Raw genomic sequence first — 26,912 nt, forward strand, 5'->3', positions numbered from 1 at the left:
GATACTTATCGCGGCACAGAATTCTAGGAAATCAAGGCCAGGGGAGAATTCTGGGAGAAGATCTTCGCCGCATGGCGCTGGAGGAGGACATCCAGGACCTGGACACGAGACCTGGGAGAAATCGCCAGCCGGGCTGTCAGCGACTCCTCCCACATCTCTGTGAGGCCAGCCATCAGCCGGTCCCGCATCCCCTGGGTCACGTGGGCGTAGCGGCCACCGGTCGACCCGTCGATGTGCCCCATCCGCTCATCCATGAGAACTTTCCGCGTGCCGAGATCCTCCATCCACGTACGGTGGCAGTGCCTCTCGCCGTGGGTCGTCAGGCCGAGGGCCACCGGCAGCCAGGACACCTCTGCCTGGTCGGCCGAGTAGCGGCCAGTCACTGGCTTGCCGGGCCAGACGTCGGCCTCCACGACAGCGACAGGGTGCTCTTCATGGCCCGGGCCCCGTGATGGGAACCAGCCCCGGGCCGCCGGAGTGAAGATCGAATAAGCCCAGTCGGATCGCCTCCAATGCGGATCGAACACTGGCGGGTGCAGAGCCTGCAGGTGCTGGAGGGCCAGATGGACCGCGATCCTGGAGGAGACCGAAGTCATCTCCGGGTGCAGCAGCACCCGCGACACCGTCGGGTGGCTCACCCCTGCCTCCCGGGCAATGTCCGCACGCAAGATCCGCGTGCCCGGCGTTGCCCGCGCGCTGGTGAAAACGGTCTTGACCTGGTGGCACGGACAGGCCGCCGGCTGGGTCCGGCGGATGTGCTCGTCGAGCATGCTGTCCAGGAACCCCGGGACGTCCAGGGTGCGGTAGGAGTCGTCCTTCGGTGGGCAGAGGATCCACCGACCGGTGCGCAGCTGGTAGAGCTGCTGCTCTACCCGGATCTCGCGCGGGCGCTTGTACTTCCGGTCGAGGCCGATCGTCTCTCCCCACCGCATCCCGGTGTAGGCCGCAGAGACGACCTGCACGAACTCGTCATCACGCCCGGACAGCAGTGAGGCGCGCTCGCCGATCAGCAGGATGCCCAGGGGGTCCGTGACGGCCTTCTCGGGGCGTCGGTGCTTGAGACGGCCGGTGCGCCGGCCTCGGCCGCGACGGCGGGCCGCGGGGTTGGGGCCCGGCCTGGTGCCGTCCTCGATGGCGTCCGCGAGGATCGTGTGCAGGATGCTCCGGTACGTCGCCGCGCTGGACGCCGCATAGCTCTGCTTCTTCAGTGCCTCCCAGACGTCGATGGCTGACCGGGTAATCTCGTCCATCGCTACGTCGTTGAAGGTGGGCAGTAGGTGGCCCTGGATGTGGTCGAGGTATCCCTCCAACGTCGACTCGGCCAGCTCCTGCTGTTGCGGCCACCATGTCTCGTTGACGTAGGTCCCGAAGGTGGGGACCGGAGGCTTCTCCCGCTGCACCGCCTTCGCGGTCTTCGCCTGGACGCGGAGCTCGGCTTCCTTGTCGTTCGCCGCCTGGCGTGCCTCACGGGCGGTCTGGAACCGGATCGTCGCACCGTCTTCGTCGGAGACAGTTCCGTATCTGCCAGGCTCGATCTTGTACCTGCCGCGGTAGTAGCCGCTGCGCTTCTCCGGGTATCCCACGCCTGGGCCTCTCCTCCGGCTACATGACGGTCTGTCCGATCGGCAGGTCCACCTCCGCGGTGGAATCCAGCGGGGCAATCTCGCCGTCCCACCACCCGAAGACGCCCTCCCCGAGGCCGGCCTGTGCGAGGACTGTGAGCGCCGCGGCCTGCTCTTCGGTGTACAGCGCGCAGTTCAGGATGACGGTGGCTCCGCCGCGGGCCCGCTTCACGTAGCCGTGCCCCGGCAGGCTGACGTTCGAGAGCCTGAACGTGATCAATGGTGCCCCCCGGGTGGTCTTCACTCCTCCTTCACACCCTGGCACAACTGCGTCTTACTGTGCACGGATTAGGACGAGATCAGTCCGATTGTTGTTCTCTACGCGCACGTTCGTCGGCTTCGATCATGGTTCGCCACCGGTTGACCTCTGCTTCGGTCATCCCGGCCAGGTGCGCGACGATGACCTTAACGGAGTCTCCGTACCCTGCCAGCTCTCTGGACTCGAACTCTAGGAACTGCACCGCTGCCGCCGCCCGTACGATGGTGATCGGCTTACGTAGGCCGGCCGCGATGGCTCGGAGCTGGTCCGGACTCGGAGCCGACTTGGTCGCCTTGGTGGCCAGTTTCTGGAAATACGGCTTGCTGATCACGTGGCCTTCGGCCGCAGCGCGGTCGGCCATTTGTTGGTAGGAGACACCCGAGTCGTTGACCTGCCGCACGAGGCGGCTGAGATCGTCCCGGTCCAGGTCGGCAGTCAGCTCAGGGCCAACTTCGCTCAGGGCTCTGGGCCGCGTGGGCTCGGAGCTCATGACACCTCCAGCTGTGATCCGCGCCACCGCGTCTACAGGACGTGCCTGCGTCGGTGGCACAGCTGATCCGATACAGAGACGAACTGTCTCAGGTCACGGTATCTGGTCCAGGCCCGCCGCGTGTACTGCTCATTTCAGCCGTTCCGATCTGTAGACACATCGGATACAACTGTGCTTAGGTATGGACAGCTAGAGACGACCTGTAGGGATGTGTAGACGCCAGTGAGGTACAGCCTGAAGAGCCGCGGGGCTCTGCAATACCTGATGGGCTCCCCGGGGCGCGGCGCGCCATACAGCGTTCGCGATCTGGCCACGGTCACCGCCGTGGACCGAAACACCGTAGACCGGCTCCGCACCGGCCGTCAGGCCAGCGTGGAGGCCGACGAGGCACACGCCATCGTGGAGGCCCTGGGCGTTGCGCTCTTGGTGCTTTTTGCACCTCCGGCGTCTCCAAATCAGATCGATTCAGATCCAAATAAGAACCAGGAGGAAACCGACCCATGGCACGACGCACACCACCCCCGGGCATGATCCATATCGAAGACAGCGAGGCCGGGCCCGGTATCGCCTCTCGGCTCGGCGTCAAGCCGGGCACCGTCAGGCGCTGGAGGACGGCCGGCCGCGGCCCGCGCACCTGGGTGCAGAACGGCCGAGTCACCTCGACACCCGAGGACGTTGCCGAATATCTCAACGCCGTCCGCTCGTCGTCGCTCAGGGCGGCGTGAGCCTGCCCACGCTCCACACCCCCGAGGAAATCGCCGAGGCGTTCCAGGTCAGCGCTTGGTGGGTGAAGGAGCAGGCCCGCAGGGGTCGCTGCGATGCCATCAAGGTCGCGGGCACATGGCGATTCTCCGAGCAGCAGGTGCTGGCCCTACTGCGCCTGCACACCACAGACGCGGCACCACAGCACCAGGACGTGAACACCGTTCGCCGCCGTGCGGCCCAAACCCCGGCCTCGGCCCCGGTTGTACCCCCTGAGCCCCAGCTGCAGCCGCGGCCACCTCGGCGCCTGCGGGCTGCCTTCTGACACACAAAGGCCGCCCGGTTGCGCCCGGACGGCCCACTCACCACTGACCCAAACACGAGGAGTGGCTATGCCCATCATCCACGAGAACCCGCCCGACCAGTGTGCGACCGCCGCTGACTCGGTCGCTGCGTACCTGGCCTACGCGGGCCACCACCCCGCTGACGCGTCGGCCTGGTCGGCCGACGACGTCGCCGGCTTCACCACCCTGACCACCCGCCTGCGGAAGCGCGTCCACCAGACCGGCCCGGACACCTGGACCCTGTTCGACGAGACCACCGGCGAGGAGATGCGGTTCTCGACCTGCGTCGCCGCCGCCGACTGGCTGCTGCTCCACCCGGCGGTGTCCGAATGAACGACAACCCCACTCCGGTCGGCCCGACGGCGGAGTTCCTGGACGAGGCCGAGCGGCAGGTCTACGCCGCGATCAGCCTCGGCCGCCGGCTGATCGCCAACCCCCACCCCGACCGCCCGATTACCGATATCAAGCTCGACGAACGCCCGGGCGGCTTCGGGCTCCGCATCTGGGCGAAGGACGGCCCGGACAGCGTCCACGCCTGGGCGGAGGTTCTCGGCGTTGCCGTGCACGTCCACGGCAGCAGCAGCACGGTCGTCCCTCAGAACGTCCACTACAACGCCGACGGGGTGCTGGAGGGTGTCCCGGTGTACATCTGGGCAATCGTCCGCGTGCCGATCACAGCGGGCGCGGTGGTGGCGAACGAGGACGGCGTCCGGGTGGTCTACGTCCAGGGCGGTGCCAAGCACTCGGCCCCGATGTACAGCAGGACCCAGGCCCGCGAGTGGGTCTCACGGCACGTCGCCCGACCGACGGCGGTGGCAGCGTGAAGAGCTACCGGATCATCAGCGCCGAGCGCCTGCAGAGGGTCCTGGCGGGGAGCGGGCGGAACGTTGCCCTGAACCTGCAACTGGTCCGGGAGAAGCGGGACCTGGCGGCCAAGTTGCGCCTGGCGGAGCGGGAGAACGCGGCGCTGCTGCTGGAGAACCAGGCGCTGCACGACCAGCGGAAGGTGCCGCCGACACCGGGGGCGCCCGGGTCGGCGCGGATCCTCCAGCTGGAGCAGGCGCTGCACCAGGCGAAGGAGCACGCGCGGCTCTTGGACGAGCGGGTGCAGCAGCTGACGACGGCTAGTGAGGCGGCGCTGCGCGACCGGCGCTCGGTCCCGGCGGCGCCGGTGCCACGGTCGGCGCGGATCGCGCAGCTGGAGCAGGAGCTTCACCGAGCGAAGGAGCACGCCCGGCTCCTGGACGAGCGCGTGCAGCAGCTGACGGAGGCCAGTGTGGCGACGGACCGGCAGTTGCTGGCCGCGTCGCAGGCCGCGGCCGGTCTGGCGGTGGCCTCGTGATGCCGCTGCTGGCACGGCGCGAGTCCACCGCCCGGCACCGCCGGCCGAAGACGTCCGAGAACTGGGACCGGCTGGCCGAGGACCTCGACAGCGCCGACCACGAGAACCAGCTGCTGCAGCAGGCCGCGGCCGAGGCCTTGGCCGCGGTCCAGGCCGCGCGGGACGAGCTGGCGTACGAGCTGTGGATCCGGGACCTGCAGGACCACCTGATCGGCCGCCTGGTCCAGCAGCGCGACCACGCCCGCTCCCAAGCCCAGTCCCTCTACACCGAGTTGGGCAAGTCGATGGAGTCCAACGGGCGGTGCGTGGAGGTCATCGTCGGCCTGCGGCAGCAGCTGTCCGGCGTCCGCCCGCCCGCACCGCCGGCCCCGGCGCCGGTGGTCGGGGACGTCAGCGTCCTGCAGCCGGCCGAGGCCGGCGCCGACTGTGATCGGGAGGGCTGATGCGCATCGCGTACGTTCCGAAGAAGTTCAGCGGGCCCAGCCTGGACATGATCGCCATGGCGGAGGAGATCTGCCGCGACTACGCGGTGCAGGGCTTCGACCTGACCCTGAGGCAGCTGTACTACCAGTTCGTTGCCCGCGGCCACCTGGCCAACAAGCAGTCCGAGTACAAGCGCCTGGGCTCCGTGGTCAACGACGCCCGCCTGGCCGGACTGATCGACTGGGACCACATCGTCGACCGGACGCGGAACCTGCGCGGCCTGTCGCACTGGGACAACCCTGAGTCGATCATCCGGTCGGTGGCCTACGGCTACCGCACGGAGCTGTGGGCCAACCAGCCGCACCGGGTCGAGGTCTGGGTGGAGAAGGACGCGCTGGTCGGCGTCATCTCCCGCGTGGCCAGCCGCCATGACGTGGACTACTTCTCCTGCCGCGGGTACACCTCGCAGTCCGAACTGTGGAGTGCTGCAAGACGGTTGAGCCGGTACGAGCGCGAGGGGCAGAAGCCCGTCGTGATCCACCTCGGCGACCACGACCCGTCCGGCGTGGACATGACCCGGGACATCCAGGAGCGGCTGGAGCTGTTCGGCGCGCACGTCGACGTGCGGCGCATCGCGCTGAACATGGACCAGGTCGAGCAGTACAACCCGCCGCCGAACCCGGCCAAGCTCACCGACTCCCGCGCGACCGGCTACATCGACCTCTACGGCCGCAGCAGCTGGGAACTGGACGCGCTGGAACCGACGATGCTCGACCGGCTCATCGACGCCGATATCGCCCGCTGGCGCGACGACACGCAGTGGGAGGCGGACCGCACCGCCATGGAGGTCGAGCGCGAGTTGCTCGAAGCCGTCTCCTCCCGCTGGCACGAAGTCCGCGCCCTGGTCTCGACCCCGCCGTCCGCCTGACCCACTACCGGACCGCCGGGCGGCGCCTACTCCCGCCGCCCGGCCCACCGACAGGAACACGAGCATGGACACCAATCCCCGCACGGGGCCCGACCCTGATCCGCTGGCCTGGGTCCTGGAGGCCGCGCCGAGGGTGCAGCGCCTGGCCCAGATCCGCCGCGTCGCCTCCACCGTCAGCCCCGAGGCGATGCCGGACTGCATCCCCGCGATGCTCCGGGACCTGGTCGACGAGTACGACCAGCTCACCCACGCCCACCGCGTCCAGCGCGCCGAGGTGATCAGCGAGGTCTCCGAGATCCTGCGCCGCGTCGGCCTGCCCGCCGCCGCCGACCTCCTCGACGCCCAGGTCCTCCTCGAATGGGTCACCGGCCCCGACCAGCCACCGCTGCGCCCTTCGGTCCACGCCCAACTCCTGCGCGCCCTGGCCCGGTTCGCCAAGGGCGCCGGCCTGGTGTTGCGGACCGAGGACGGCGGCGCCGTCACGAGCCTGACCGCCACCGCGCCCGGCGCCGACTCGGCCGAGGCCACCGAGGCCCTGGAAGGCATGGTCACCGCGGCTCGCACCGCCCAGGCGTAGAACTCCCGCCTCACCCCAAGACCCGAAAGAGGAAGACATGACATCCCCCAGTCCCAGTCCCAGTGCCGCACCGCGCACGGCGGACCTCGACACCATCACCACCGCGCTCGAGGAACTGTGCCAGCCGCTCGATGCCGCCGGCACCATCGTGCACTTCGCCGCGGCCGTGGGCCGCGGGGACGACCGCTGCACCTGGCACGGCACCGTCGCCCAGCTCGCCGAGCACGTCACCGGCGTCCTGCACCGTGCTCCCGGCCACGACACCGTCATCGATGACACGACCGTGCCCCGCAACCCCCTCCTCGACGGTGGCCAACTCCTGGACGCCTACCTCGACCTGCAGGGCCAGCCCTGGTACCCGCCCCGCGCCGGTGACCAGATCACCGTCCACTACGAGGCCACCGACCACCTGGCCGCGTTCGGCGAGACCTACGCCCTGGACCGCCTGCAGCCCTCTCATCCGCAGGTGAGCCGCGAGACCTTCGCACTTCGCCTGGTCCACCACACCGCTGCCCAGCATTTCGAGGCTGGCCTGTTCGCACCCGGGCCCACGACGGAGACCCTGACCGAGATCTGGGCCGAGGCCGGCGCGGACCGGATCACGGTCCTGCGCGACGGCGTCGTGGTCCACAACGGCCCTGCCACGAAGGCGGTCTGACATGCCCAAGCCCCTCTGCCCGCGCGATGCGTGGATCGTCCGGCTCCGTACCGAGGCCTTGGCCGTCGGCACCCCGGCCGCCGCGAAGGTCGCCACGGTCGGCCTCTGGATCGCCACCTACGCCAGCGACGCTGGCCAGAAGGCTTTCCCTGGCACCCAGGCCCTGGCCGTGCTGACCGGCTACACCCCGCAGACCGTCCACCGCGCCACGAAGGTCCTGGAAGCCATCGGGCTGCTCGGCAGGCACCTTCGCATGAACGCGTCGCCCCTCTACAGCCTGCTGCTGCCCGAGGCGCCCTCGGACTGGGACCGGCACATGGAGCGGTTCACCGACGTCACCCAGCGACGGGTGGACCCCGCCAGGAAGAGCGCGTGACCCATGGGCGCCTTACCACGGGCGCCGCCCGCGCGGCCTGCCGAACCGCCCCTTCCGAACCAGGAGAAGAGACCGCGTGACCGACATCCCAGACCCAGAGCCGCGCGAGCACTCCGTGCGCAGCGTGTGGACTCTGCGGCTGCGCCACGAGGTGCTGCGCGTGGGAGGCCGGGACATGGCCCGGGTGGGCCACATCGGGATCTGGCTCGCCAGCTTCGCCGACACCGACGGCGGCCGGTGCTTCCCGGGCATCCAGACCCTGGCAGAGCTGGCCGGCTGCTCGCAGGACTCCGCCCGCGACCTCATCAAGGTCCTCGTCAGTGCCGGGATGCTCTCGAAGAGGCGCCGTCCCAACCAGAGCACGGTGTACCAGCTGCTACTGGCGGAGGAGCGGCCCGACTGGGCCGTGCACCTGACCCACTACACCGACACTCCCAAGCGCCAGCGCGCCCAGAAGCGGAAGGCCGCGCTGACTGAGGAACTCGCCCAGGAGACCCGGAACCCGCCACGTGGCGGGTTCCGGAACCCGCCACACGCGGTACATCCGGAACCCGCCACAGCGGGGGGTTCCGGAGGGTCCGGAACCCCCCCGGAACCCGCCACAAAACCCCTCCGGAACCCGCCACAGGACGGGTTCCGGAACCCGCCACAGGCGGGGGGTACAGATACATACCTACCTACGGTAGGTACACCCCCAGCCGACACAACCCGTCTTGGCCCTGGACCTCAGCCACCGGACGCGCGTGCGCGCGAATCGCCGCTGCACCTGGTCGACCAGCCGGCGGGCCACGCCCCGGCGCCGTCCGGGTCGGTGCAGCCGCCGCTGCTGATGTCCGCGCCGACCGAGCCGCCCGCCGCGCTGCCCGAGCCGGACATCCCGGACAAGTACGCGCCGCCGGCCTGCGGCGAGTGCGGGCAGCTCCTGGTCGTCTACGGCTCCGGGCGCACGGTCCACCCGCTGCCCTGCGAGCCCCGTCACCACGATACCGGCTGACCGAAGGGAGCCACCGATGCGCTACCAGCCACCGCCGCCGGCGTCGTTCAGCCCGTACGGGCTGGGTGTCTGCCGGGACTGCCGCCGCACGATCCGCTGGGCCACGACCGAGGCCGACCGGAGGATCCCCCTGGACCCCGAGCCGGACGAGACGGGGAACGTCGTCGCGGGCCTGGGCGGCGGCCCCGGCTGGTGGGCCCGCATCCCGACTCCCGAACGCCCCCAGAGCGCCGGGGAACGCCGGTTCATGCCCCACGCCGCCACCTGCCCCGCCCAAAGGCCCCCACGGGTCCCACAGGCCCCACCAGCGCCCGCGCAGGACCCACCACCGACGCACCAGGAGCAGCTCCTGCCGCTGGACCTCCCCGATCCCGTACCGGCCACCCCCGCTGCCCTGGCCCACATCCGGCGAACCAGACAGGAACACCGATGATCAACTCCCGCGAGTGACCGGCCTGCTGGCCCTCGGCGTGGCCGCCTCCGCCCTGGCCGCCTGGGCGATCGTCCGCCTGCTGGGCCCGCACGTGCCGCCTCACGACGATCCCGGCCTCACCGACGCCGAACGCCGACACCTCGACGCCCACTGGCCCGAAGTCTTCGACGCCTACCACGAGTTCCCGAAGGACGACTGATGCAGCTCACCCACTCCACCCCGACCCCGCCCAGGGGCGGCGACACGATCGCCTGCACCGCGGCGACCGCCTGCCCCCACTCCGTCAACAGCCACGACCCCCGCGCCGCACTGATCACGGCCAACCACCTGCACACCGAGCACGGCATCCCGCTGCCCAAGCGCCGCCGCGGCGGTACCCGGTGACGCCGCTGACCGCGCTGCTCGTCAGCCTCGCCACCGGGACCGCCCTGACCGTCCTCGACCGTTACCTGCGCCGGGCCCGCCGCGCCCACGCCCTGGCCGCGCTCTCCGGCTACGGGAAGCCCGCACCCGGCGGCGCCCCGGCGCCCCCGCAGGCCCTGTACGTCCTGGACCTCTCCGGCCACGAACTCGACCAGCTCCTCGACGCCGTGAACCGCGCCGACGACGACCCCGACCCGAACGCCTGGTGAGCACCCGCCAGCAACGCCGAACAGGAGGACCACGAGCATGACCACCCCACCGCCGCGCGGCGCGACCGCCGCCCGCGCCGCCCTGCGCGACCGCCTGGCCGCCCGCCTACGCCACGACCTGAAGACCCGCACCGAGCCGGTCCCAGGCCCCGCCGGGGGGATGGGCCTGACCGAGTACGACCTCGCCGACACCGTCCTGGACGACCTGAAGGCCGAACTGGCCGAACTCGACCAGCTGCGCGCCACCGTTAGCACCGAGCAGATGCCCCCGCGCCCGAACCGCTCCGGGGGCAACGCCCGCCGGCTCGTGTACCTGGCGCTCATGGCCGGCGGCGACCACAGCCCCGACCGCTCCGAGCGCGCCACCGACCTGATCGAGGAGCTCCTGGCCGACGAGGGCGCCGCCCTCCGCGCCCACTACGACCGCGCCGCGTCCGCGCTGTCCGAGCTCCTCCTGGTCGCCGAGTGCTGGGACGTCGAGTGCCCGAGGACCCTGGGAACGCCGTCGGTGGTCCACATCATCCGACGCATCGTCGGCACCGCCCTCGGCCTGCCGCCCGCCCTCCTCAAGTCCCGGGCCTCGCAGCCCGCACCGGTCCTGGACCGGGAGGACCTCGCCCGCCGCTGCCGCGCCGAAGAACTCGCCTTCCGGACCGCCGCACGGCCCCCGCTGACCGGCATCGTCAACCTCGGGAGCATCTCGTGACCCCCATGGGCTGGTCCGTCAGCAACCGTGACTGGCCGAGCACTCCGCCCCGCGTCAGCGCCGCCGAGACGAAGGCCGGCCTGGCTGCGTTGGACTCGCTGATCGATCCGCCTGCGACCGAACAGGGCACGAGCGTGCCGAAGAGCGCTGCGGCCCGGCTTCGGGGCATCCTCCTCGCCCGCGGCATGACCGCCGGCGCCGTCGACCAGCTGCTGCACGACGTCGCGGCCGAGCAGCTGCCTGCGGGCCTGCGCGAGCAGGTCGGTGCTGTCGACGCCGAGCGCCGCGCCATGCCGCCCGAGCAGCGCCAGCGCTACGAGGCCGCCGATGCGCCCCTGCTGCGGCTGGAGCTCGCATTCTGCAGCCGCTACCTGGAACAGGCACGTGCCACGATCACCTGGCTCAGGGAGTCCCACAACGACGCGCTCGACCTGATCATCCGGCTCTGCGACCAGCGCGACGGCACCGCCGAGCCGGAACGCTGCTGCATGTGCGGCTCGGCCGACGTCCGGTACCGCAACTACCGGGAGCAGCCGTTCTGCTGGCCGTGCGCCGACGGCACCTCGCCGCAAGGCCAAGCCGCCGTCGCAGCCTCGCTCGCCGAACCGAACCCCGTGGCCCACGCAGCCGACCAGCCCCAGCCGGCCGCCGCCGGCGGCCGAACCGGGGAGATCTACACCGGGCCCGGCTCCGTCGGCGACGTGCTGGCCCGCGCGTTCCGCGCCACCTGGAAGCGAGGCCGCTGATGCCCGACTCGCTGCCCTGGATCGAGGTGTTGCGCCGCCGCAACGGCCTACCACCCGCGCTCGCCACCATCGCCCGCGGCGTCACCGCCGCGCTGAGCACCACCCAGGACGACTACGCGCTCAGCCCGCAGTCGCCCGAGTCGCGCTGCGGCCTGTTCGACCTGCCCACCAGCATGTGCCACCACTGCAAGGAGATCGCGTTGAGCAACACGGTGCTCGCCCAGGCCGCCTACGACGCCTACAGCGCCAGCCGCGCCCACAAGAGCTTCGACGGCGACCAACTGCCCGCCTGGGCGCAGCTTTCCCCCGAGATCCAGGACGGATGGCTCGCCGCCGTGGCCGCCGTCGCCGCGCCGGCGGACCAGGCCGTGCGCGGTGTCCAGCAGTGGATGGCCCTGGATCTGCACACCGCCCTCGGCCACGCTGCCGACCAGGCCCCCGACGTCACCAACCCGGGCCACCCGACGTGGAACGACTGGTGGACCCGGCTCCTGGCCGACGTCCGCACCCAGGCCCCCCGGACCGACCGGCTCCTGGCCGACCCCGAGCGCCCGGGCAGGCGCCCGCTGAACATCCAGGCGCTGGAGGGCATCTACGCCGAACTCACCGCCGAACGCACCCACAGCACGCCCGGCACCTACGCGGCGCGGCTCGACACCCCGGTGGCCCGGTTCCACGAGGCCCGCATCAAGGCCATGGTCGACAGGCTCGAAGGCCTGCCCGAGAACGCCGGCTGGCTGGACGCCTTCATGCAGCACCAGTTCCTGACCCCGGACCAGACCGACCCCGCCCGGATCCGCACCGGACTCCTCCAGGCCGCGGTCGCCGCCGTTGCCTGGATCGAGGTCATCGACCTCCTCACGGCCCGCAACCGCGAGCAGGACGCCCGGTCAGCGTCGGAGGCCGACCGTGCCTGAGCCGACGGAGGAGCAACTCCTGCACCTGGTCGACCGCGCCGAGAACGGAACCCTCCTCGCGGCCGAGGCCCTGCTGCTGCGCAACAGCATCCGCCGCTACGCCGCCACCGAGCGCGCAGTCCTGTCGGTCTTCAACGCCTCCATGGCCGTCGTCACTTCGGCCGCCCGTGCGTTCCAGCAGCTTGGCCTGCTGCCCGAGCAGCCGGCCACCGACGGGGACCAACTGCTCGCCGCCTCCGAGGTGCTGGGCCAGGCGCAGCGTCCCTTGAACACCCCGGGCGCCCTGTTCGCGGAGGTCGCCGCCGGGTGCGAGCGCCAACTCAGCAAGTGGGGCGGGCAGCACCGGCAGGACGGCACGAACCCGCTGAACCGCGACTACGCGAACCACTGCCGGGCCACCACCGCCCGCGCCGCGGCCGAGCACCGGGCGACCTGGTCGCACGTCTTCGTCGAGCACGTCGCCGCCGCCCTGGCCGAGACCAGCTGGCCGCTGCTGCGGGCCAAACTCGTCAAGGCCATGGCCGTGGGCGCGGCCTGGATCACCGAAGGCGACCAGCGCCCCGACGCCACCGGCGTTCCCGCCGGCGGGTGGGAGTCGGTGCCCTACGCCGTCGCCGGGCAGCAGCCGACCGCGCTGCAGCTGGCCGCGGTGCGGGCGGCCGGCCTGCCCGCGCACAACGTGCCCGACACCGCGGTGACAACCGCGATGGTCAACGCGGCCATCGACCACCTGGTCATCGTCCGGTCTTGGGAGCAGGCGAACCAGCAGTCCGGGAGCCCCTCATGACGAAGCCCAGCCCCAAGGCGCTGCGCGAGCTGATCGAGAACACGCCCTCGGCCTGGACGCTCTGGCGCAAGCCCGCACCCGCCGCCCCGCCCATCCCGCCGCCGCCGCGGGCGGTGGCGCCCGTGTACGAGGCGTGCGGGTCGACGGAGGCGCTGGCGGACGGCACCCCGGTGTCGTGCCGCAAGCCTGGCGGGCACCTCAGCCCCTGGCACGCGCAGGGGGACGACCGCTGGCGCACGATCTACGCCAACCGGCGCGCGGCGGCCGACCGCCCCCGCACCCCGGCCGGCGACGAGCTCGGCCAGCGCAGGAACCAGGTCCAGATCCTGCGCGCGGCCCTGCAGCAGATCAACCGCAACGGATCCGGCCGGACCTGCGAGTGCGCCGACACCGCCCGTGACGCCCTCGCCCGCGCTGACGCCCACCCGCTGGCCTCCGGGGGCGGACATGGCTGAGTCCGCTGAGCGGCAGGTGCGGGGGATCCTCGCCGCGACCCGCACCCGGGTCCAGATCGACGCCCTGATGGACCAGCTGCGCGCCGAGTTCCACGCCGAAGCCGAGCCGATCCCTTACCAACTCGCCGACCCTGCTGATCTCGCAGGCCGCCCTGAGTTCTTCGAGCAGGTCCACACCCTGGAGAACCGTTCATGAGCCACCCCCAGTACGGCGTTCCGCGCCTGACCGGTGTCCTGGTCGAGGTCGCGACCGAGCGCAGCCGCCAGGACCTCAAGTGGGGCCGGCAGAACCACCCCGACGGCACCGGGTCCGTCAACCAGCAGGAGGCCGCGGTGCAGGCACGGACCTGGTGCAAGAGCGCGTTCGGTGCCGGGTACGGCACCTGGTCCGACGTCCTGGCCGAGGAGGTCGCCGAGGCCAACGCCGAGAGCGACCCCGAGCGCCTGCGGGCCGAGCTCGTCCAGGTCGCCGCCGTGGCGGTCGCGTGGATCGAGGCCATCGACCGCCGCGACCCGCCCGAGAACCCGGGCCGCGGCGAGCAGTTGGCCCGCGCCGCTGCGGCCGGGCCGGTCTCGCCGATGTTCCGCGAACTCGCCGCCGCCTCACCGCTGCCCGCACCAGCCGCCGTCCCAACTCCGTTGCCCGCGGCAACGGTTGCCACCGGGCCGGCGCCACGGGTGCTCTGCGGGGACACCGCCGACAAGGGCGGCTCGCAGGTGGTGTGCGCGAAGACTGCCGGCCACCCGAGCCCTTGGCACCGCTCCCTGCAGGGCGACAGCTGGCGGCGGCACCTGGTCTTCAGCACCCTGCGGCGACCCGGCCGCACCTGACCCGCCCCTCGCACACCGCACCGCTGGAGACCGTGATGATTCCCCTGCCCGCCGCGACCCGCCTGCGCTACCAGCTCATGGCCCTCCCGGGCCTGGCCGCCACGGCCTACGAGGACCTGGCCCCCTCCAGCCACCGCGGCACCGGGATGCCCACCGGCACCCGTACGCCGCCCCTGCCCGTCCGCGAAGACATCCTGTCCCTCCTCGGCCCCGGCGACTACCTCACCCAGCCGGACCCGAACGGCGACCAGACCGGCGACATCCCCATCCCGGCCATGCTGTCCAACTGGTGCCAGATCATCTGGGGCTACCCCTGCACCGGGATCTCCACAGCCGTCGAGATCCTGCTGCGCCACCACACCCGGGCCTGCGCCGCGGACTACGCCGCCGACTACGCCCGCGACATCAGCACCGCCCACCAGCGCCTGGAAGCCCTGGCCCGCACCTACGCCCCGCCGCTGTCGGTGCGCTGCCCCCGCTGCACCCAGCTCACCCTCGCCGTCGACCCCGGCCGCGGCTACCTGTGCTGCGACCCCGACTGCCACACCCGCCTTAACCCCGACCAGTACGACCACCTCGCCGAAGAGCAGATCAACAAGGAAACCGCCCACAGGGAGGCCGCCGCCGGCGGCAGTCCACCGCGGTGACGATCGCCGCCCTTCGGGCCCTGCTCGCCGAAGAGCAACCCCACGTCATCCGCTGGCCATCCCCGCGCTACACCGGCCCCCTTCCCGAAAGGACCCCCGTGCCCATCCCCGCACGTCCACCGGCCGCCGCGCCCGCGACCACCATCACCGCCAGAGACCCGGCCGTACCGCCCGGGCCCCCGCTCACCGTCAAGGCGCTCATCGCCTGGGGCGAGGCCCATAGCGAGGCCGCATTGCGCCGGCACGCCGAGCAGGCCCGCGCCCACCTGGACGCCCTGCGCGAGGGCCACCGCGCCTTCGCCGAGATCGAGCGCATCGCCGCCCAGGAGCGCGTTCTTGAGGACCAGCTCGCGCAGCTGCGCGAACGCAAAGCCGCCCTGCGGCCCGGGGCAACGCGCGCCCCGTCCTACGACACGGCCGTCATCCGGGCCTGGGCCCGCGAAAACAACGTCCCCTGCCCGCCCACCGGCCGGGTCCCCCAGGCCGTGGTCGACAGCTGGCGCGAACACACCGCCGGCCACCAACTTCTCGGCAACCAGAACACCCAGTAGCAGACGAAGGAGCAACACCCATGGAAATCACCTACGCCCGTGCCGTGGCCGTCGCCAGCACCAAGTGGGAGGCCAGCCGCGAACGAGGCGACGCCGAGTGGACCGCCCTGAGCGACGACCACCGCCAGACCATCACCGCCCAGGCCCTGGACTGGCTCAACGCGGCCCAGGAGAACGGCTTGATCGCTTCGTCCGAAGCCGTCGAGGACGCAGCCGAGCCCGCGCTTGCGGGTAACGCCCACCTGGTGGACCTGGACGACCCGAACATCCTGGTCTACCTCATCTCCAGCCGCGGCGACGGCACCGCCAGCCTGGTCCGGGCCGGCAACCCCGGGCTCGACCTCGAGGGCGCCGCCTACACCCTGCGCACCATCGCTGAGACCTGGCAGCCCGGCCAGGAGCAGCACATCGCGATGACCCGCCGCTGGGTCGCGGTGAACCGCCGCCTGGACGAGGTACGGGCGGTCCTGGCCGCCGTCGTGGACGGGCGGTTGGACGTCCCGGCCCTCGACCTGTGCGAGACGGTCACCGGGATCCTCACCCAGGTCGACCAGAGCCCGGCTGCGGACCTGGCGCTCTACCACGCCGAGTTCGAATCGCTGCCGCTGGGCCTTTACACCACCCGCGAGCAGGCCCGGGCCCACTGCCAGCGCGACGCGGAGTCGATGAACGACATGGCGGCGGCCGGCCTGTTCTGGTCCAGGGACGGCGACGACGACCAGAAGGAGGAGCTTCACCGCACCACCCCGGTGGGCCACTCCCTCGGCACCGGCTTCCGGGTCAGGACCGTCACTGCCCACGGCCGCTTCGACCCGAACGCGGAGGGCTGACCCGTGCTGAACCCCGACCTCGCCCAGCAGATCCTCGACCGCGTCACCGCCGACCCCGCCGCCTACGACCCCGCGATGAGCGGCTTCGTCAGCTCCCTGGGATACGCGGTCTGGCCCGAGGACACCGTCACGGGCGACGAGATCACCATGGGCACCGCCGCCTGGGCCTGCTACCTGGCCGGATGGCACCTCACGATCGACAGCATGGGCGACTTCTACGCCTTCCCGGAGCACGGCAGCGACGACCACCGGGACCTGGACGACCTGGCCGCCGACCTCCTCGGCCTCGACGGCCCGGAACTACTGGAGGAGACGGACCGCGATGCGGCCCTGGCCGGCCTGCGCGCCCTCACCGCCAGCCCGGGTAGCGAGCCCGCCAACAAGGACCTCAGCATGCTGGGCAGCGTGTCCTCAGGCGTCCTGGGCCTCGGCGCCCTCGCAGCCCTGGGCGGCAACTCCCAGGCCGTCATCCAGGCCCGGGCCGCAGCCCAACAGGCTGAAATCGAGGCTGCCGCCGCCCGAGGGCCGGCCGTGGCCGCCCACGATGACAGCCACGCCGTCATCGGCTTCGACGGCGCCTTCGACAACCCCCGCTTCCAGGTCGTGCAGATGACATTCACCGCGGACAATACCCGCTTCGTCCAGGCCATCCGTCAAATCACGGACGCGCTGCAGGCCGCCTCCATCGGGCTGCTGGGGATCCTGCGCCCCTTCCAGGAGTCCGCCGCGGCCTTCCTCGCCTACTACGCCCGCCAGGCCGCACCGAGGCCGAAGCGCACGTACCGGCGCATCGTCCGCACATCCCACCCGCCGCGCCGGCGCGAGCCCCGCGCGGCACCGTCGGCCCTGAACGCCGCCTACACCCGCCGCTACAACCACCGGAAGGGGCGCCGGACATGAGCCGTGACCCCAGCTACGTCCTCGGCCGGCTCTTCGGCCGCATCCCCAGGCCAACCTCGGCCAGGGAGCGCCTGATCGAGGAGATGACCGCAGCCGAGGGCGGCTTCATCTGGACCCGCGAGGAAGCCACCGAACTCGTTGACGCCGCCCTGGTCGACGCCATCCTCGCCGCGACCCTCAACGCTGGCCTGACGTGCGATGCCGGCGCGGCCATCGGGCTCCTCAACCCGATCGGCCCGTGCATCCTCCGCGCCGGCCACGACGGGCCGGTCCACGTCGCGGCCAACGGCGCGAAGTGGTGGCCGACCATCCCCGCACAGAACTGACCCAGGAGACACCGTGCCCAGTGCATCCGCAGCCGACCGACTCAGGGCATTCCGCGCCATGGAGAAGCGCGCCGACACCGCCGATAAGACCGCCGCGCGCCTGACCGCCGAACTGGCTGCGCTCACCGCGAGCAGCGAACGGCAGATCGCCAACCTCCGCGCCGAGGTTGACCGGCTCTCCGCGCTGCTGTTGGGCGAGGACCGCAGCAGCCGGGGCAAGCCGTCAACCCCCGAGATCGCCGCGGCGTTCGCCCGCGGCAAGGAGAACTGATCATGAAGGTCTGCGACAACACGTCCGTCGGTGTGATCATCACCAACGCGGCCGGGGACTACCTGATGTTCGACCGTGCGACGTTCCCGCCCGGGACCGCCCCTGCGGCCGGGCACGTCGACACCCACGGCACCTTCGAGGACGCCGCCCGGGCCGAGGTCGAGGAGGAACTGGGCCTGCACGTCGAGTCCCTGACGGTGGTGGCGGGCGGCTGGCGGAACAACCGCTGCCGGCGCCTGCCCGGCCCGCGCGGCACCGGCCACCGGTGGAAGGTCTACACCGCCACCACCAGCGGGGACCTGAACCCGAGCACCCGTGAGACGCGGAACGTCCGCTGGATCGCCGCCGCCGACCTGCAGGACCTGGCCGACCGGACCGCCGCCTACGCCCGCGGCGACCTGGCCGTCCAGGACTTCACCGCGAACCCCGGCCTCGAACCGGTCTGGGCCCTGTGGCTGCACTCCCTCCACGCCATCACCATCGACCACGCAGACCGCCCCTACCTGGCCCTCGCCACCAGCCAGATGCCTGGGCCCGAACACGACGGCGGCGCCAGGTGACCGACGCCCTGGCCCACCTGCTCGCCGCCCACTCCCGCGCGCACGCCCTGGCGCGGGCGGCGACGTCGGGCCCATGGCAGGCCCGGCATTCAGCGGACGGCAGGCACAGCGTCCTGGGAGGCAGCCATCCTCTACCGGGCACCGAGTCCGACAACCGGATCATCCACCGCGACGGCGGATACAAGCCGGACTGGCCCACGCAGGTCGTCAACGCCGGCGGACGCCGACCACATCGCCCTGCACGGCCCGGACACCGTCCTGCGCCGCGTGGCTGCAGAACGCGGGCTCCTGACCGCGCACCTCGACGACGGCTGGGGCAACTGCACCAGCTGCGCCACGGCCGAAGAGGCGGAGTTCGGCGAGCGCCTGGTCCAGGTCCACGTCCCCTCGCCGCACCCCTGCGCCGTCGTCACCGCGCTGGCCAGGGCCTGGGGCTGGGAGGGACCGCGGTGACGACTCCACGCTGGGGCCACAAGCCCCCACCGGTCCAGCGGGCTGACGAGTACTGGGGGAGGACGCCGCCGGCGCCGTCCGAGCGGATGGCGTACTGGGTGCGGCGGTGGCGGTCGGGCGAGTGGGAGCCCAACCGCTGGCTGCTGCGCGAGTGCTCCGACTGCCGCGCCGGGATGCTAGGCGTCTGGATCTGGGAGGCCCGCTTCGCCTTGGCGCCCCTGGTCCAGATCCGCGCTGGAGTTCCCGCCGATGAGGCCGCCGCGCTGGCAGCCCGGTACAGCGACACCGGCCCCGGCCCGTACTGGGCGCTCCTCGAGGAGCGCTCCCGCACCAGCCACGGCGAATCCGGCCAGGATCAGGGCCGGCAGCAGGACTTCGTCGGCAGCCTCGCCACCGCCATGGCCGAAGGCGCCCAGGCCGGTCCGACTGTCGAGGAGCTGCGGGCTGGACTGCTGCAGCTCGACAGGGACGCCCACCACACCTACACCCAGCTCATTCGGGGGGCTGATGCCCCCTGCGCCGACATCGGGGCCGACCGGTGGTGCCCGTGCGGCCATCCGCTCGACCACCTGGGCTTCCCCGACCTGTACGCCTGCATCAGCGGGGAGGTCTACGGGCCGTGCACCTCGGACGAATGCGGCGGCATGTGCGAGACCACCGCCGCCTGCACGGCCGCACCCGGCTGCTGCGCCGAGGAAGGACGACCATGAGCGACGTCGACGAGTCGGCATGGCTGCGGGCCGCGCTGCGGGAGGAACTGGCCTGCCTGTGGTCCGACCTGGACCAGGCGATCCGCTACGCCCGGAACGGGGTGTGGTCGATCGCCTGCGCAGGCGTCCAGGCCCGCATCACCGCGATCACACAGCTGGTCGGCCCCACCCCCTGGGACGAGATCCAGTTCAACCTGCTGGAAGACGGCACCTACCAACGCCTCCACACCGAGATGGGTGTGGACGCCCCGGTGGACATGGCGGAGGTGGCACGAGCGCGGGCCGAGAGCAATGCCTGGCGGACCGAGCAGCGGGCCAGGATCAGTGAGGCCCTGGCCGACCGCGACGCACGGCTGGGAGGCTGAGCACATGAAGATCTGGCTGCATTTCAACGACCAGCTCGGAGACATCGTCACGGAGCTGCCCGCTGTCCCGCGCGTCGGCGACGGTCTGGACTGGACCGAGAACCACAAGACGCTGGACTACCGGGTCGTCGCCGTGCAGTGGCACGCGAGCCTGCTGGGATCGGGCCGGACAGCCGGTGTGACCGTGAGGCTGGAGCGGCTGCCGGACCCGGATCCGGACGAGGCCTGAACGCGTCGGTGGGGCCGTCCCCGTGCGTCGGGACGACCCCACCACCTCGCACCCGAGGACCCTCAGCCTGCGGGCCGCCCCGGCAGGCTACGACGTGGGTACGACAACGGCCGACCACCAGCCCTGACCGGTTTCACAGCCAGCGGGGTTCGGTATCCAGGCGCGGATCCGGGCGGCTGGGACTGGGGTCGAACGGCGGCTCGTCCGAGAAGCCGCCCGTCAGCGCGGGCTGACACTCCGGGCCATCCCCGCACAGGGATGAGCTGTGGACCAGGCACGCAGGCTCACCCGGTTCGTCGGGCCCGATCTGCCGCTCGTCCCCCGTGTCATCGAATTCCATGATCACTCCTTCGGCTTGAGGTCAGTCCGTTCACCCTGCCGCGACTTCCGCTCCCGGAAATACGGCTTCGCCGCCTGCCAATCCACGGCGTTCGCCCGGCCCACCTTGACCACCGGCGGAAAATCCGGGTCGTCCCGCGCGAGCTGCGTCACCCGCTGATGGCTGATCTGCGCGACCACCTGCTCAGCGACCAGGCGACGCGCCAGCTCCCTCAGCGAGATCAACTCAGGCCCCCTCTCGGTCGGCTCGGCCATGGCTCACCATTCTGCCTCACCTCATAGGCACATGCCTAGGAAGTCGGCTACTCTCGATCTGCACCAGTAGAACGGCCCCGGCGGCGTGTCAGCGCTGCCGGGGCCAGCCAGTCCTCCACAGAAGGACCGACTCGTGACCGAGACTACCGACCAGCCCCCCACCAGCACAGACAGCCCACCGAACGCCCTTGCCCGCACTGTTCTCGCCATCGGAGCAGCTGCCGTCACCGTGCTCCTCACCGCAGCCGCCTTCTGGCTCAGCTACGAGCACCTGCACGACACCGCCGTCCAGCACGGCCTCCAGGACGCCGCCCGGGCCTGGGCGTGGCCGGCCACCGTCGACATGTTCATCGTCATCGGCGAGCTGCTGGTCCTCCGCGGCTCCCTGGCCCGGCGAGTAGACGGCTTCGCCATCGCGCTGACGGCCCTCGGCTCCGGCGGGAGCATCGCGCTCAACGTCGCCGGGACCGGGGCGCATCATCAGCTGCTCGACTACGTCGTCAGCGCCGTCCCGCCGGTCGCCGCGCTGCTCGCATTCGGCGCCCTGATGCGCCAGCTGCACGCCCACCTCGCCCCAGCCGCATCACCGGCGCCTGCCGTTGACGTTGTCCACAGCATGGAGCCCGTCCTCGACGCTGTCGAGGCGGACCCGGACGCCGATGATGCGCCTGCTGCGGACGACGATGCGCGGCAGGTCACACCCCTGATCCCCTACGAGCCCGGCACGCCGCTCCAGGACGCCATCGTGGCCGCCGCAGCCGTCTTCCCCGACGGCGCATCATCGGCTGCCCTCGCCGCCGCGCTCGCCGACCAGCACGGCCTGGAGACGAGCCCGGCCTACGTTCGCGCCGCACTCTCCCGGCACCGCAAGCAGCAGGCGCAGCGGCCCGCAGCAGAGCCGCAGCAAGGCACCGGAGGGTACCTGTGAACACCTTGATCTTTCACGTCTGGGCGACCGTTGCGATCGCTCTCTGCATCACCTACGGCGCCCTCTTGGCCAACTGCTGCACCCGGACCGCAGCATGGACGGAGAACACTCTCCTCTGGTGGTGCGCCCTCGGCTGCGGCTACCTCTGCGGGGTCATCCTGTGAGCGGCCACCAGGTCTCAGCCGGCGGTGCCCTGGTCGGACTGCTCGCCACCGGCAGCGTGCTCACCTACTGGTACTTCAAGCACGGCCGCAAGGGCGGTGGCCAGGGCATCAAGGGCGACGGCGGCGGCAAGGGGCGCCAGTGGATCCGCCTCGCGCCTTTCGCCTGGGCCGCCACCCTCGGCGTCATGTCCTCCCTCGCCACCGGCGGCGCCATGGGCAACACCGCAGTCCAGGTCGGCATCAGCAGCAACGACCTCGGCAACCAGCTGCTCTCCAGCCTCGCCGGGGCCGATGCCCCCGCCATCACCCGCGCCGGGACCGTAATGCTCAACGGCTGGGGCTCGATCTGCCTGGTCATCGTGCTGCTCGGCGTCCTCATCTGGCTGGCAGTCAGCAAGTGGGGCGTCCGGATTCAGCTGCTGCTCGGCTACGTCGCCGGATGCACCCTCGGCCCGACCGCCGGAATCGCCGGAATCGCCGGGGTCGTCATCGCACCCCTGTTCAACTGGATCGGACTCGCACTGGTGGGTGGACTGTGAACGGCTTCCAGCGCGTCGTGGTGCGCGCGCTCAACGGCACGGTGCAGATCGGCGGCCGGTGCTGGCGCTGGCCCTGGGAGAACACCAAGGGCCGGCAGCGGATCGGCCGCCTACTCGCACTTGCCTTCGGCTGCTGGGCGCTGTTCCGCCTCAGCACCTTCTGGCCGGCCTTCGGCGCGCTCGCTCTCGCCGGACTGCTGATCCTCGGCTACTGGCAGGCCCTCCCGATGCCGATCGGTGAGTCCGAGGCAGAGGACGAGACCGAGCCTGAGGCCGCTGACGAGCCGCCGATGCTGTCCCCGGCCGAGACCCGGCAGCTCATCATCGACTCGGCCCGCCACCTTGCCGGTGAGCGGCAGGGTGTCCACCTCGAACAGATGCATGCCTACTGGTCGACCGAGGGTGACCTCGGTATGGACCTGTCCGAGTTCCGCCGCTGGGTCGAGCAGCACGGGGTGCCGGTGCGGGACTCGCTGAAGGTCTCCGGCAAGACCAGGATCGGCATCCACCTCGGAGACCTCCCCAGCATCGCACCCCGCCCGGCCGCCGCACCCCCTCCCCCGACCGTCCCGGACGACCTCCTCCAGGACTGGTAGTCGTCGCAGGTCAGCCCCAGAACTACCCCCTTCAACTACCCGGTCAACTACCCCGAGGACTACCCATACTGAGACAGCTCCGCCTGCTCCTGCAGGGCGCCAACGACGTCCAGTGCACCGTGTGCTGGTTCTGGTACGACCCGCAGTACGGCCACCTCTGCACCGGCCCCTGCTGAGCGACCGCCACCCGATCCCCGGACCCCCTTGGGAAACTGATGCCATGACGAACCCACCGGCTGCGCCCCCGTCGGAGTACCACCTGCGGCTCGCGACCAAGGGGCCCGGCGCCCGCGCGCTCCTGCTGTGCGAGCGCTACCCCGAGCACGGGATGGACTGGCACGCCGCAGTCGAACTGGCCTACGCCCTGGCTCTCGCCCAGGACCCGACGCTGGCCCCCGACCCGGAAACGATCTGCGCGGTGCTCGCGCCGGGGACGGCCGCCGCGCTGACGGCCGCCGACGCCCTGTACAGGCCGCTGGACGAAGCCGCACACGCCATCACCGGCCTGCCGCCTGCAGAGACGCAAGCCCGGATGGACGCCTACCTCACCCAGGCCAGAACACCGCCCGGCGTACCGCTTCCCACCGCCGTACACACCATCCTCGAAGGGCGGCGACCGGACCCGCTCTCCGACTACCACGACGCCCGCGGCCACGGCCTGGCCGTGGCCCGGGACATCCTCGCCCACCAGATCCTCCCGGCCCTGGGCCCGGATGACCGATTCCGACCAATACACACCACGAGAGAACGGACGACCATGGACGAGTTGAAGACGACCGTGCAGGTACGGGTGCTGCTGCTGGTCGGCGGCGAGGCCGAGGTGACGGCGGACGCGGCGGACTGGGAGGCGCCCAGGCGCTACCCGGCGTCGGTAATCGCCGAGGCGGTCGGCGTGCCGATGGCGGAGCTGCCGGGAATGCGGCTGCTCGCCGATGTCGGCGCCGATGACAGGCTGCAGGGGTGGCGGCGTCCCTGACCTGCCGAACGGCCCGGATTCGCATGGGAATTCGGGCCGTTTTCCTGCCCGTAAGTGCTGTAAAACAACCTAGATTGGAGTAGAGTTGACCACGTCAGAAGGACCAAGGGGCCGGAATCCCCAAAGTCCGCCAGCACAACGAAAGGACACCCAATGTCCGACTCCGGCGACGACGAGGCCAAGCGCTCGCTGCAGTTCCTCGTCATCAACGTCTACGCCGACCTCCACCGGGTCTGCGCCGCGCTCCCCATCCCGATCGCCCTGCCCGTCGGCAAGGTCGACCTCCAGGACCTGGTGGACGCGGCCAGCCGCTCGGTCGACCTCATCGAGGACGAGCCGGTCAGCGACTTCCAGAAGGCGGCCCTGTCCGTCGCCTGCATCCGCTGGGTGGCCGCCGCCTACCTCACCGGCATCGAGGGCAACCCCCAGAACGACCAGGTGCGGATGATCGGTGCCACCGCGAACCTCGCGGACGCCGTCGAGGCGCTGCGCGACTACACCCACCCGGAGGACTAACCCCAACCGCCGCCCCGGCATCCAGCCGGGGCGGCACCCCCGCGCACCACAAGACGAAGACGGACCGGCGGGCCGGGCCGGAGCCCACACACCCAAGGGCATGTCGGAATGCCCGCCGGTCCACCAGCACCCCGAAGGGAGCACCACCAATGGTAGAGGCCCCGCGGCCCACCGAGACGCTCGCCGACATCGCCAGCAGGACCGACCGCTCCCTGGAAACGGTGCGCGGCTGGTCCAAGACCAGCACTTGGCCAGCACCCGCCGGCCGCGTCGGCCGCGCCCACGCCTACGCCACCGCCGACGTTGACGCCTGGCTCACCCGCCACATCCTGCGCACCGTCCCCGCTCTGCAGCCGCGCCGCCTCTACACCGCCGCCGAAATCGAGCGAGCCACCGGCATCAAGGTCAGCACGATCCGCTCCGACGTCTCGCGCGGCAACTGGCCGGCCCCGGACGACACCAGCCAGCGCGCACACCGCTGGTACGGCCACACCGTCAACTCCGCCGTAGCGAACCGGCACCCGTACCGCCAATCCGACTGAACGCCCATCAGGCCGCAGCTACCCTTCTCTGTCATGACCCATTGGCTCGAAACGGTCTTCCCCGTTGCGACGTTCTTCTTGGGCGGGCTCTCCACGCATCTCCGCGATTCCATGATGGAGAAGCGGCAGCGCGCACGCGAGGAAAGCACCCGCAAGGCGGATAGGGAGAGAACGATCCTCGACCGCCGCGAAGCCTTCGAGCTGGACAATCTCGGGCGCCTCGGTGAAGCGCTAAGCGACCTCGCGAGGGCGGCGGGCCGCGCCCACTACGAGGACGTGGCAAACGCTCGGACCGTCGGTGCCTACGGGGTCGCCCAGATGGGAGGGACCATCAGCGAGGACCGCCTCCTGGCCAATCGCGCCGTCCACAGACTGGCCGGCCTCGTGTTGAACGATGACCTTCGCGCTTCAGCCGAGCGCGCCCGAGATGCCCTGAACATCCCAAGCGGCATGAGGAACGTGCCGGTTGCACACGCTGAAACGGCCCTCACTCAAGCGGCACTTGCCGTCTCCACCGCGCAAACAGCGATCGCCGCCCGAATCCGCTACATCTACAGCTGCCAAGGCCAAGAGCCCCAACACCCTGGAACCACCCCCGCCACAACCGCGTGACAACACCCTGAGCAGCCCAGACACCCAATTCCTTGCGCTTGATCAACTGTTGTGCAACGCTACTGCCAGCACCACACGTGCGACCACGTCAAGGCCCGACCACACCGGTCGGGCCTTTTGCGTACCCGGAGGTCACCCCATGGCCACCCTGCTCACCGGACCGCAAGTCGCCAAACTCTGCGGCGTCAAACCACCCACCGTCCGCTCCTGGGTCCGCCGCGGCTACCTCACCAAGGCCGGCCTCGACGCCCGCGGCCGCCCCCTCTACACCCAACTCGCCGCCGCCAAGGCAGAACGCGCCACCGCCGAACGCGCCGGCCGCCTGTAACCACCGCCACGCACCGCCTGCTACCGAGAGGGACTCTCATGCGAGACATCCGCGCCAAGTTCGCCTGCGCGAGCGTCCAGGACTTCGGCTCCAACCGGCCCGCTGCCGTGGAATTCACGGCCGTCTACGACGCCACCACCGAGGAGAACGCCCGCTTCACCAAGGCCACCCCGTCCGGAAAGATCAGCATGACGGTCGACAACCCGGACGCCGTGTTCGAGCCCGGCGCCTACTACCACGTCACCTTCACCAAGGTCGAATAGCCGCACCTGCCCTGGTAGCTCAACTGGCGGAGCACCGTATTCGTAATACGGCGGCGTGCAGGTTCGAATCCTGCCCGGGGCCCTCCTGGCGCGGCATCACCCACAGGAACGAACCCCTGTAACGGATAGGGAAATCAGCACCACAGGCCACGACCCACCAGCGGGTCAGGGCCTTCGCCATGCCCATGGCCATGACCACCCCTGATCCAGCACGGCGGAAGGATCCACATGGCCACGATGGACCCGATCGAGTTCCGCTGCCCGAACTGCGCCCAGATCCTGGACCTGCCCGTGACGGCAACACCCGGTCCAACAGAGGGCATCACCGTCACAGTCCAGGTGAAGGTCGATCCTGAGACGCTGCTCCACCACATGACGTCGCACCTCAAACGACCATGACCGTACGGTTGCGCAGGCCCTGCCTGAACTGCGGCACACCCACCCGCAACGCCTCACGGTGCGACCGGTGCCAGGCAGTCTGGCAGCAGCAGCGCGACCAGGTGCGGGGCAGCGCGCACCAGCGCGGCTATGACGGCGCCTGGCAGCGCACCGCGGCGGCGGCCGTGGCCGCCCACCGTGCGGCGCACGGCGACTGGTGTCCCGGGTGGCAGGTGCCGGCCCATCCCGCCTCCGATCTAACCGGGGATCACATCGTGGCCAAGGCCAACGGCGGCACCGATTCCTCCGACAACGTCCAGGTCCTGTGCCGCGGGTGCAACGCCCGCAAGCGCGACCAGTGACGCCCCGCGTCCGCCGTCACACTGCGTCAGCGTGCTGACCTGCGGTGAAA

Annotated in this window: 47 protein-coding genes, 1 tRNA gene and 1 pseudogene; 44 read left to right on the forward strand and 5 right to left on the reverse strand. The window is 71.1% G+C overall.

Going from position 1 to position 26,912, the window contains the following annotated elements; translation table 11 throughout:
- Positions 1-23: 23 nt before the first annotated feature.
- Genes ACEZDG_RS14370 through ACEZDG_RS14380 form a run of 3 tightly spaced genes read right to left on the reverse strand, consistent with a single transcriptional unit; the run spans position 24 to position 2,371 of the window.
- Positions 24-1,583, reverse strand: a complete 1,560-nt coding sequence (locus ACEZDG_RS14370) for a LacI family DNA-binding transcriptional regulator (protein WP_380508119.1) — start codon at positions 1,581-1,583, stop codon at positions 24-26.
- 19 nt (positions 1,584-1,602) lie between these two features.
- Entirely contained in the window at positions 1,603-1,866 is a 264-nt protein-coding gene (locus tag ACEZDG_RS14375) for a hypothetical protein (RefSeq protein WP_380508122.1), read from the reverse strand.
- A gap of 55 nt (positions 1,867-1,921) precedes the next feature.
- On the reverse strand, positions 1,922-2,371 hold the full coding sequence (locus ACEZDG_RS14380; RefSeq protein ID WP_380508125.1) for a hypothetical protein: 450 nt from the start codon (positions 2,369-2,371) through the stop codon (positions 1,922-1,924).
- A gap of 527 nt (positions 2,372-2,898) precedes the next feature.
- On the opposite strand from ACEZDG_RS14380, the gene ACEZDG_RS14385 reads away from it, so the two are divergent.
- From ACEZDG_RS14385 to ACEZDG_RS14540, 32 genes and pseudogenes are all read left to right on the forward strand, one after another.
- Complete coding sequence (locus tag ACEZDG_RS14385; RefSeq protein ID WP_380508128.1) at positions 2,899-3,096, forward strand: hypothetical protein; 198 nt, start codon at positions 2,899-2,901, stop codon at positions 3,094-3,096.
- A 369-nt stretch (positions 3,097-3,465) separates the two neighbouring features.
- Positions 3,466-3,750, forward strand: a complete 285-nt coding sequence (locus tag ACEZDG_RS14390) for a hypothetical protein (protein ID WP_380508131.1) — start codon at positions 3,466-3,468, stop codon at positions 3,748-3,750.
- Positions 3,747-4,241: a hypothetical protein gene (locus tag ACEZDG_RS14395; protein ID WP_380508133.1), complete on the forward strand. Its 495-nt coding sequence runs from the start codon at positions 3,747-3,749 to the stop codon at positions 4,239-4,241. Before ACEZDG_RS14390 ends, ACEZDG_RS14395 begins: the two co-directional genes overlap by 4 nt.
- A complete protein-coding gene (locus tag ACEZDG_RS14400; protein ID WP_380508136.1) occupies positions 4,238-4,759 on the forward strand; it encodes a hypothetical protein in 522 nt (173 codons plus the stop codon). The genes ACEZDG_RS14395 and ACEZDG_RS14400 overlap by 4 nt, the downstream gene beginning before the upstream one ends.
- On the forward strand, positions 4,759-5,202 hold the full coding sequence (locus ACEZDG_RS14405) for a hypothetical protein (RefSeq protein WP_380508139.1): 444 nt from the start codon (positions 4,759-4,761) through the stop codon (positions 5,200-5,202). The genes ACEZDG_RS14400 and ACEZDG_RS14405 overlap by 1 nt, the downstream gene beginning before the upstream one ends.
- Positions 5,202-6,110: a hypothetical protein gene (locus ACEZDG_RS14410; protein ID WP_380508142.1), complete on the forward strand. Its 909-nt coding sequence runs from the start codon at positions 5,202-5,204 to the stop codon at positions 6,108-6,110. Before ACEZDG_RS14405 ends, ACEZDG_RS14410 begins: the two co-directional genes overlap by 1 nt.
- 64 nt (positions 6,111-6,174) lie before the next feature.
- The gene (locus ACEZDG_RS14415; protein WP_380508144.1) at positions 6,175-6,687 is read left to right on the forward strand and encodes a hypothetical protein; all 513 of its coding nucleotides are present in this window, start codon (positions 6,175-6,177) and stop codon (positions 6,685-6,687) included.
- Positions 6,688-6,724: 37 nt separating this feature from the next.
- Positions 6,725-7,345, forward strand: a complete 621-nt coding sequence (locus tag ACEZDG_RS14420) for a hypothetical protein (protein WP_380508147.1) — start codon at positions 6,725-6,727, stop codon at positions 7,343-7,345.
- A gap of 1 nt (position 7,346) precedes the next feature.
- Positions 7,347-7,721 carry a helix-turn-helix domain-containing protein gene (locus tag ACEZDG_RS14425; RefSeq protein ID WP_380508149.1) on the forward strand — a complete coding sequence of 125 codons (375 nt, stop codon included), beginning with the start codon at positions 7,347-7,349 and terminating at the stop codon, positions 7,719-7,721.
- Between the two features lie 175 nt (positions 7,722-7,896).
- Positions 7,897-8,037 (forward strand): annotated as a pseudogene (locus tag ACEZDG_RS14430) (helix-turn-helix domain-containing protein); the annotation flags it as partial.
- A 495-nt stretch (positions 8,038-8,532) separates the two neighbouring features.
- Complete coding sequence (locus tag ACEZDG_RS14435; RefSeq protein WP_380508569.1) at positions 8,533-8,715, forward strand: hypothetical protein; 183 nt, start codon at positions 8,533-8,535, stop codon at positions 8,713-8,715.
- A 446-nt stretch (positions 8,716-9,161) separates the two neighbouring features.
- Positions 9,162-9,347, forward strand: a complete 186-nt coding sequence (locus ACEZDG_RS14440) for a hypothetical protein (protein WP_380508152.1) — start codon at positions 9,162-9,164, stop codon at positions 9,345-9,347.
- On the forward strand, positions 9,347-9,532 hold the full coding sequence (locus tag ACEZDG_RS14445) for a hypothetical protein (protein WP_380508155.1): 186 nt from the start codon (positions 9,347-9,349) through the stop codon (positions 9,530-9,532). Before ACEZDG_RS14440 ends, ACEZDG_RS14445 begins: the two co-directional genes overlap by 1 nt.
- Positions 9,529-9,780 carry a hypothetical protein gene (locus ACEZDG_RS14450; RefSeq protein WP_380508158.1) on the forward strand — a complete coding sequence of 84 codons (252 nt, stop codon included), beginning with the start codon at positions 9,529-9,531 and terminating at the stop codon, positions 9,778-9,780. Before ACEZDG_RS14445 ends, ACEZDG_RS14450 begins: the two co-directional genes overlap by 4 nt.
- Before the next feature lie 37 nt (positions 9,781-9,817).
- Entirely contained in the window at positions 9,818-10,486 is a 669-nt protein-coding gene (locus ACEZDG_RS14455) for a hypothetical protein (RefSeq protein ID WP_380508161.1), read from the forward strand.
- Positions 10,483-11,232: a hypothetical protein gene (locus ACEZDG_RS14460; RefSeq protein ID WP_380508164.1), complete on the forward strand. Its 750-nt coding sequence runs from the start codon at positions 10,483-10,485 to the stop codon at positions 11,230-11,232. The genes ACEZDG_RS14455 and ACEZDG_RS14460 overlap by 4 nt, the downstream gene beginning before the upstream one ends.
- Positions 11,232-12,149 carry a hypothetical protein gene (locus ACEZDG_RS14465; protein ID WP_380508167.1) on the forward strand — a complete coding sequence of 306 codons (918 nt, stop codon included), beginning with the start codon at positions 11,232-11,234 and terminating at the stop codon, positions 12,147-12,149. Before ACEZDG_RS14460 ends, ACEZDG_RS14465 begins: the two co-directional genes overlap by 1 nt.
- A complete protein-coding gene (locus ACEZDG_RS14470) occupies positions 12,142-12,936 on the forward strand; it encodes a hypothetical protein (protein WP_380508170.1) in 795 nt (264 codons plus the stop codon). Before ACEZDG_RS14465 ends, ACEZDG_RS14470 begins: the two co-directional genes overlap by 8 nt.
- Positions 12,933-13,391 (forward strand): hypothetical protein, encoded by a 459-nt coding sequence (locus ACEZDG_RS14475; RefSeq protein ID WP_380508173.1) that lies wholly within the window; start codon positions 12,933-12,935, stop codon positions 13,389-13,391. Before ACEZDG_RS14470 ends, ACEZDG_RS14475 begins: the two co-directional genes overlap by 4 nt.
- Complete coding sequence (locus ACEZDG_RS14480) at positions 13,384-13,587, forward strand: hypothetical protein (RefSeq protein ID WP_380508176.1); 204 nt, start codon at positions 13,384-13,386, stop codon at positions 13,585-13,587. The genes ACEZDG_RS14475 and ACEZDG_RS14480 overlap by 8 nt, the downstream gene beginning before the upstream one ends.
- Complete coding sequence (locus ACEZDG_RS14485; protein WP_380508179.1) at positions 13,584-14,222, forward strand: hypothetical protein; 639 nt, start codon at positions 13,584-13,586, stop codon at positions 14,220-14,222. Before ACEZDG_RS14480 ends, ACEZDG_RS14485 begins: the two co-directional genes overlap by 4 nt.
- Before the next feature lie 35 nt (positions 14,223-14,257).
- Complete coding sequence (locus ACEZDG_RS14490; protein WP_380508182.1) at positions 14,258-14,869, forward strand: hypothetical protein; 612 nt, start codon at positions 14,258-14,260, stop codon at positions 14,867-14,869.
- Positions 14,870-14,967: 98 nt separating this feature from the next.
- Positions 14,968-15,420 carry an Lsr2 family DNA-binding protein gene (locus ACEZDG_RS14495; protein WP_380508185.1) on the forward strand — a complete coding sequence of 151 codons (453 nt, stop codon included), beginning with the start codon at positions 14,968-14,970 and terminating at the stop codon, positions 15,418-15,420.
- 20 nt (positions 15,421-15,440) lie between these two features.
- Positions 15,441-16,250: a hypothetical protein gene (locus ACEZDG_RS14500; RefSeq protein WP_380508188.1), complete on the forward strand. Its 810-nt coding sequence runs from the start codon at positions 15,441-15,443 to the stop codon at positions 16,248-16,250.
- A 3-nt stretch (positions 16,251-16,253) separates the two neighbouring features.
- Positions 16,254-17,150, forward strand: a complete 897-nt coding sequence (locus ACEZDG_RS14505) for a hypothetical protein (RefSeq protein ID WP_380508191.1) — start codon at positions 16,254-16,256, stop codon at positions 17,148-17,150.
- Positions 17,147-17,476: a hypothetical protein gene (locus tag ACEZDG_RS14510; protein WP_380508194.1), complete on the forward strand. Its 330-nt coding sequence runs from the start codon at positions 17,147-17,149 to the stop codon at positions 17,474-17,476. Before ACEZDG_RS14505 ends, ACEZDG_RS14510 begins: the two co-directional genes overlap by 4 nt.
- Before the next feature lie 13 nt (positions 17,477-17,489).
- Positions 17,490-17,747, forward strand: a complete 258-nt coding sequence (locus ACEZDG_RS14515) for a hypothetical protein (RefSeq protein WP_380508196.1) — start codon at positions 17,490-17,492, stop codon at positions 17,745-17,747.
- 2 nt (positions 17,748-17,749) lie between these two features.
- Entirely contained in the window at positions 17,750-18,307 is a 558-nt protein-coding gene (locus ACEZDG_RS14520) for an NUDIX hydrolase (protein ID WP_380508199.1), read from the forward strand.
- 87 nt (positions 18,308-18,394) lie between these two features.
- The gene (locus tag ACEZDG_RS14525; protein WP_380508554.1) at positions 18,395-18,760 is read left to right on the forward strand and encodes a DUF6221 family protein; all 366 of its coding nucleotides are present in this window, start codon (positions 18,395-18,397) and stop codon (positions 18,758-18,760) included.
- A complete protein-coding gene (locus ACEZDG_RS14530; RefSeq protein WP_380508202.1) occupies positions 18,757-19,470 on the forward strand; it encodes a hypothetical protein in 714 nt (237 codons plus the stop codon). Before ACEZDG_RS14525 ends, ACEZDG_RS14530 begins: the two co-directional genes overlap by 4 nt.
- Entirely contained in the window at positions 19,467-19,835 is a 369-nt protein-coding gene (locus ACEZDG_RS14535) for a hypothetical protein (protein WP_380508205.1), read from the forward strand. Before ACEZDG_RS14530 ends, ACEZDG_RS14535 begins: the two co-directional genes overlap by 4 nt.
- 4 nt (positions 19,836-19,839) lie before the next feature.
- A complete protein-coding gene (locus ACEZDG_RS14540; RefSeq protein ID WP_380508208.1) occupies positions 19,840-20,064 on the forward strand; it encodes a hypothetical protein in 225 nt (74 codons plus the stop codon).
- Between the two features lie 133 nt (positions 20,065-20,197).
- On the opposite strand, the gene ACEZDG_RS14545 is transcribed toward ACEZDG_RS14540, so the two are convergent.
- Complete coding sequence (locus ACEZDG_RS14545) at positions 20,198-20,404, reverse strand: hypothetical protein (RefSeq protein WP_380508210.1); 207 nt, start codon at positions 20,402-20,404, stop codon at positions 20,198-20,200.
- 2 nt (positions 20,405-20,406) lie between these two features.
- Positions 20,407-20,658 (reverse strand): hypothetical protein, encoded by a 252-nt coding sequence (locus tag ACEZDG_RS14550; RefSeq protein WP_380508213.1) that lies wholly within the window; start codon positions 20,656-20,658, stop codon positions 20,407-20,409.
- 133 nt (positions 20,659-20,791) lie between these two features.
- Here ACEZDG_RS14550 and ACEZDG_RS14555 point away from each other — a divergent pair, with 133 nt between their 5' ends.
- From ACEZDG_RS14555 to ACEZDG_RS14610, 12 genes are all read left to right on the forward strand, one after another.
- Positions 20,792-21,586 carry a DUF2637 domain-containing protein gene (locus ACEZDG_RS14555; RefSeq protein ID WP_380508216.1) on the forward strand — a complete coding sequence of 265 codons (795 nt, stop codon included), beginning with the start codon at positions 20,792-20,794 and terminating at the stop codon, positions 21,584-21,586.
- Between the two features lie 160 nt (positions 21,587-21,746).
- Complete coding sequence (locus ACEZDG_RS14560) at positions 21,747-22,289, forward strand: hypothetical protein (RefSeq protein ID WP_380508219.1); 543 nt, start codon at positions 21,747-21,749, stop codon at positions 22,287-22,289.
- Positions 22,286-22,885 (forward strand): hypothetical protein, encoded by a 600-nt coding sequence (locus ACEZDG_RS14565; protein WP_380508222.1) that lies wholly within the window; start codon positions 22,286-22,288, stop codon positions 22,883-22,885. Before ACEZDG_RS14560 ends, ACEZDG_RS14565 begins: the two co-directional genes overlap by 4 nt.
- 220 nt (positions 22,886-23,105) lie before the next feature.
- Positions 23,106-23,861, forward strand: coding sequence for a hypothetical protein (locus ACEZDG_RS14570; protein ID WP_380508225.1), 756 nt, complete (start codon positions 23,106-23,108; stop codon positions 23,859-23,861).
- 153 nt (positions 23,862-24,014) lie between these two features.
- Positions 24,015-24,377, forward strand: coding sequence for a hypothetical protein (locus tag ACEZDG_RS14575; protein ID WP_380508228.1), 363 nt, complete (start codon positions 24,015-24,017; stop codon positions 24,375-24,377).
- Between the two features lie 149 nt (positions 24,378-24,526).
- Positions 24,527-24,919 (forward strand): helix-turn-helix transcriptional regulator, encoded by a 393-nt coding sequence (locus tag ACEZDG_RS14580; RefSeq protein ID WP_380508231.1) that lies wholly within the window; start codon positions 24,527-24,529, stop codon positions 24,917-24,919.
- A gap of 33 nt (positions 24,920-24,952) precedes the next feature.
- The gene (locus tag ACEZDG_RS14585) at positions 24,953-25,531 is read left to right on the forward strand and encodes a hypothetical protein (RefSeq protein ID WP_380508234.1); all 579 of its coding nucleotides are present in this window, start codon (positions 24,953-24,955) and stop codon (positions 25,529-25,531) included.
- A gap of 139 nt (positions 25,532-25,670) precedes the next feature.
- A complete protein-coding gene (locus ACEZDG_RS14590) occupies positions 25,671-25,859 on the forward strand; it encodes a helix-turn-helix domain-containing protein (RefSeq protein WP_380508237.1) in 189 nt (62 codons plus the stop codon).
- A gap of 38 nt (positions 25,860-25,897) precedes the next feature.
- Positions 25,898-26,122 (forward strand): hypothetical protein, encoded by a 225-nt coding sequence (locus ACEZDG_RS14595; protein ID WP_380508240.1) that lies wholly within the window; start codon positions 25,898-25,900, stop codon positions 26,120-26,122.
- 8 nt (positions 26,123-26,130) lie between these two features.
- Positions 26,131-26,204 (forward strand) — tRNA-Thr (locus ACEZDG_RS14600).
- Between the two features lie 146 nt (positions 26,205-26,350).
- Positions 26,351-26,521, forward strand: coding sequence for a hypothetical protein (locus ACEZDG_RS14605; RefSeq protein WP_380508243.1), 171 nt, complete (start codon positions 26,351-26,353; stop codon positions 26,519-26,521).
- A complete protein-coding gene (locus tag ACEZDG_RS14610) occupies positions 26,518-26,862 on the forward strand; it encodes an HNH endonuclease (RefSeq protein WP_380508246.1) in 345 nt (114 codons plus the stop codon). The genes ACEZDG_RS14605 and ACEZDG_RS14610 overlap by 4 nt, the downstream gene beginning before the upstream one ends.
- Positions 26,863-26,912 lie beyond the last annotated feature (50 nt).

This window comes from Streptacidiphilus alkalitolerans (genome assembly GCF_042511045.1).
GTDB classification, from domain to species: Bacteria; Actinomycetota; Actinomycetes; order Streptomycetales; family Streptomycetaceae; genus Streptacidiphilus; species Streptacidiphilus alkalitolerans.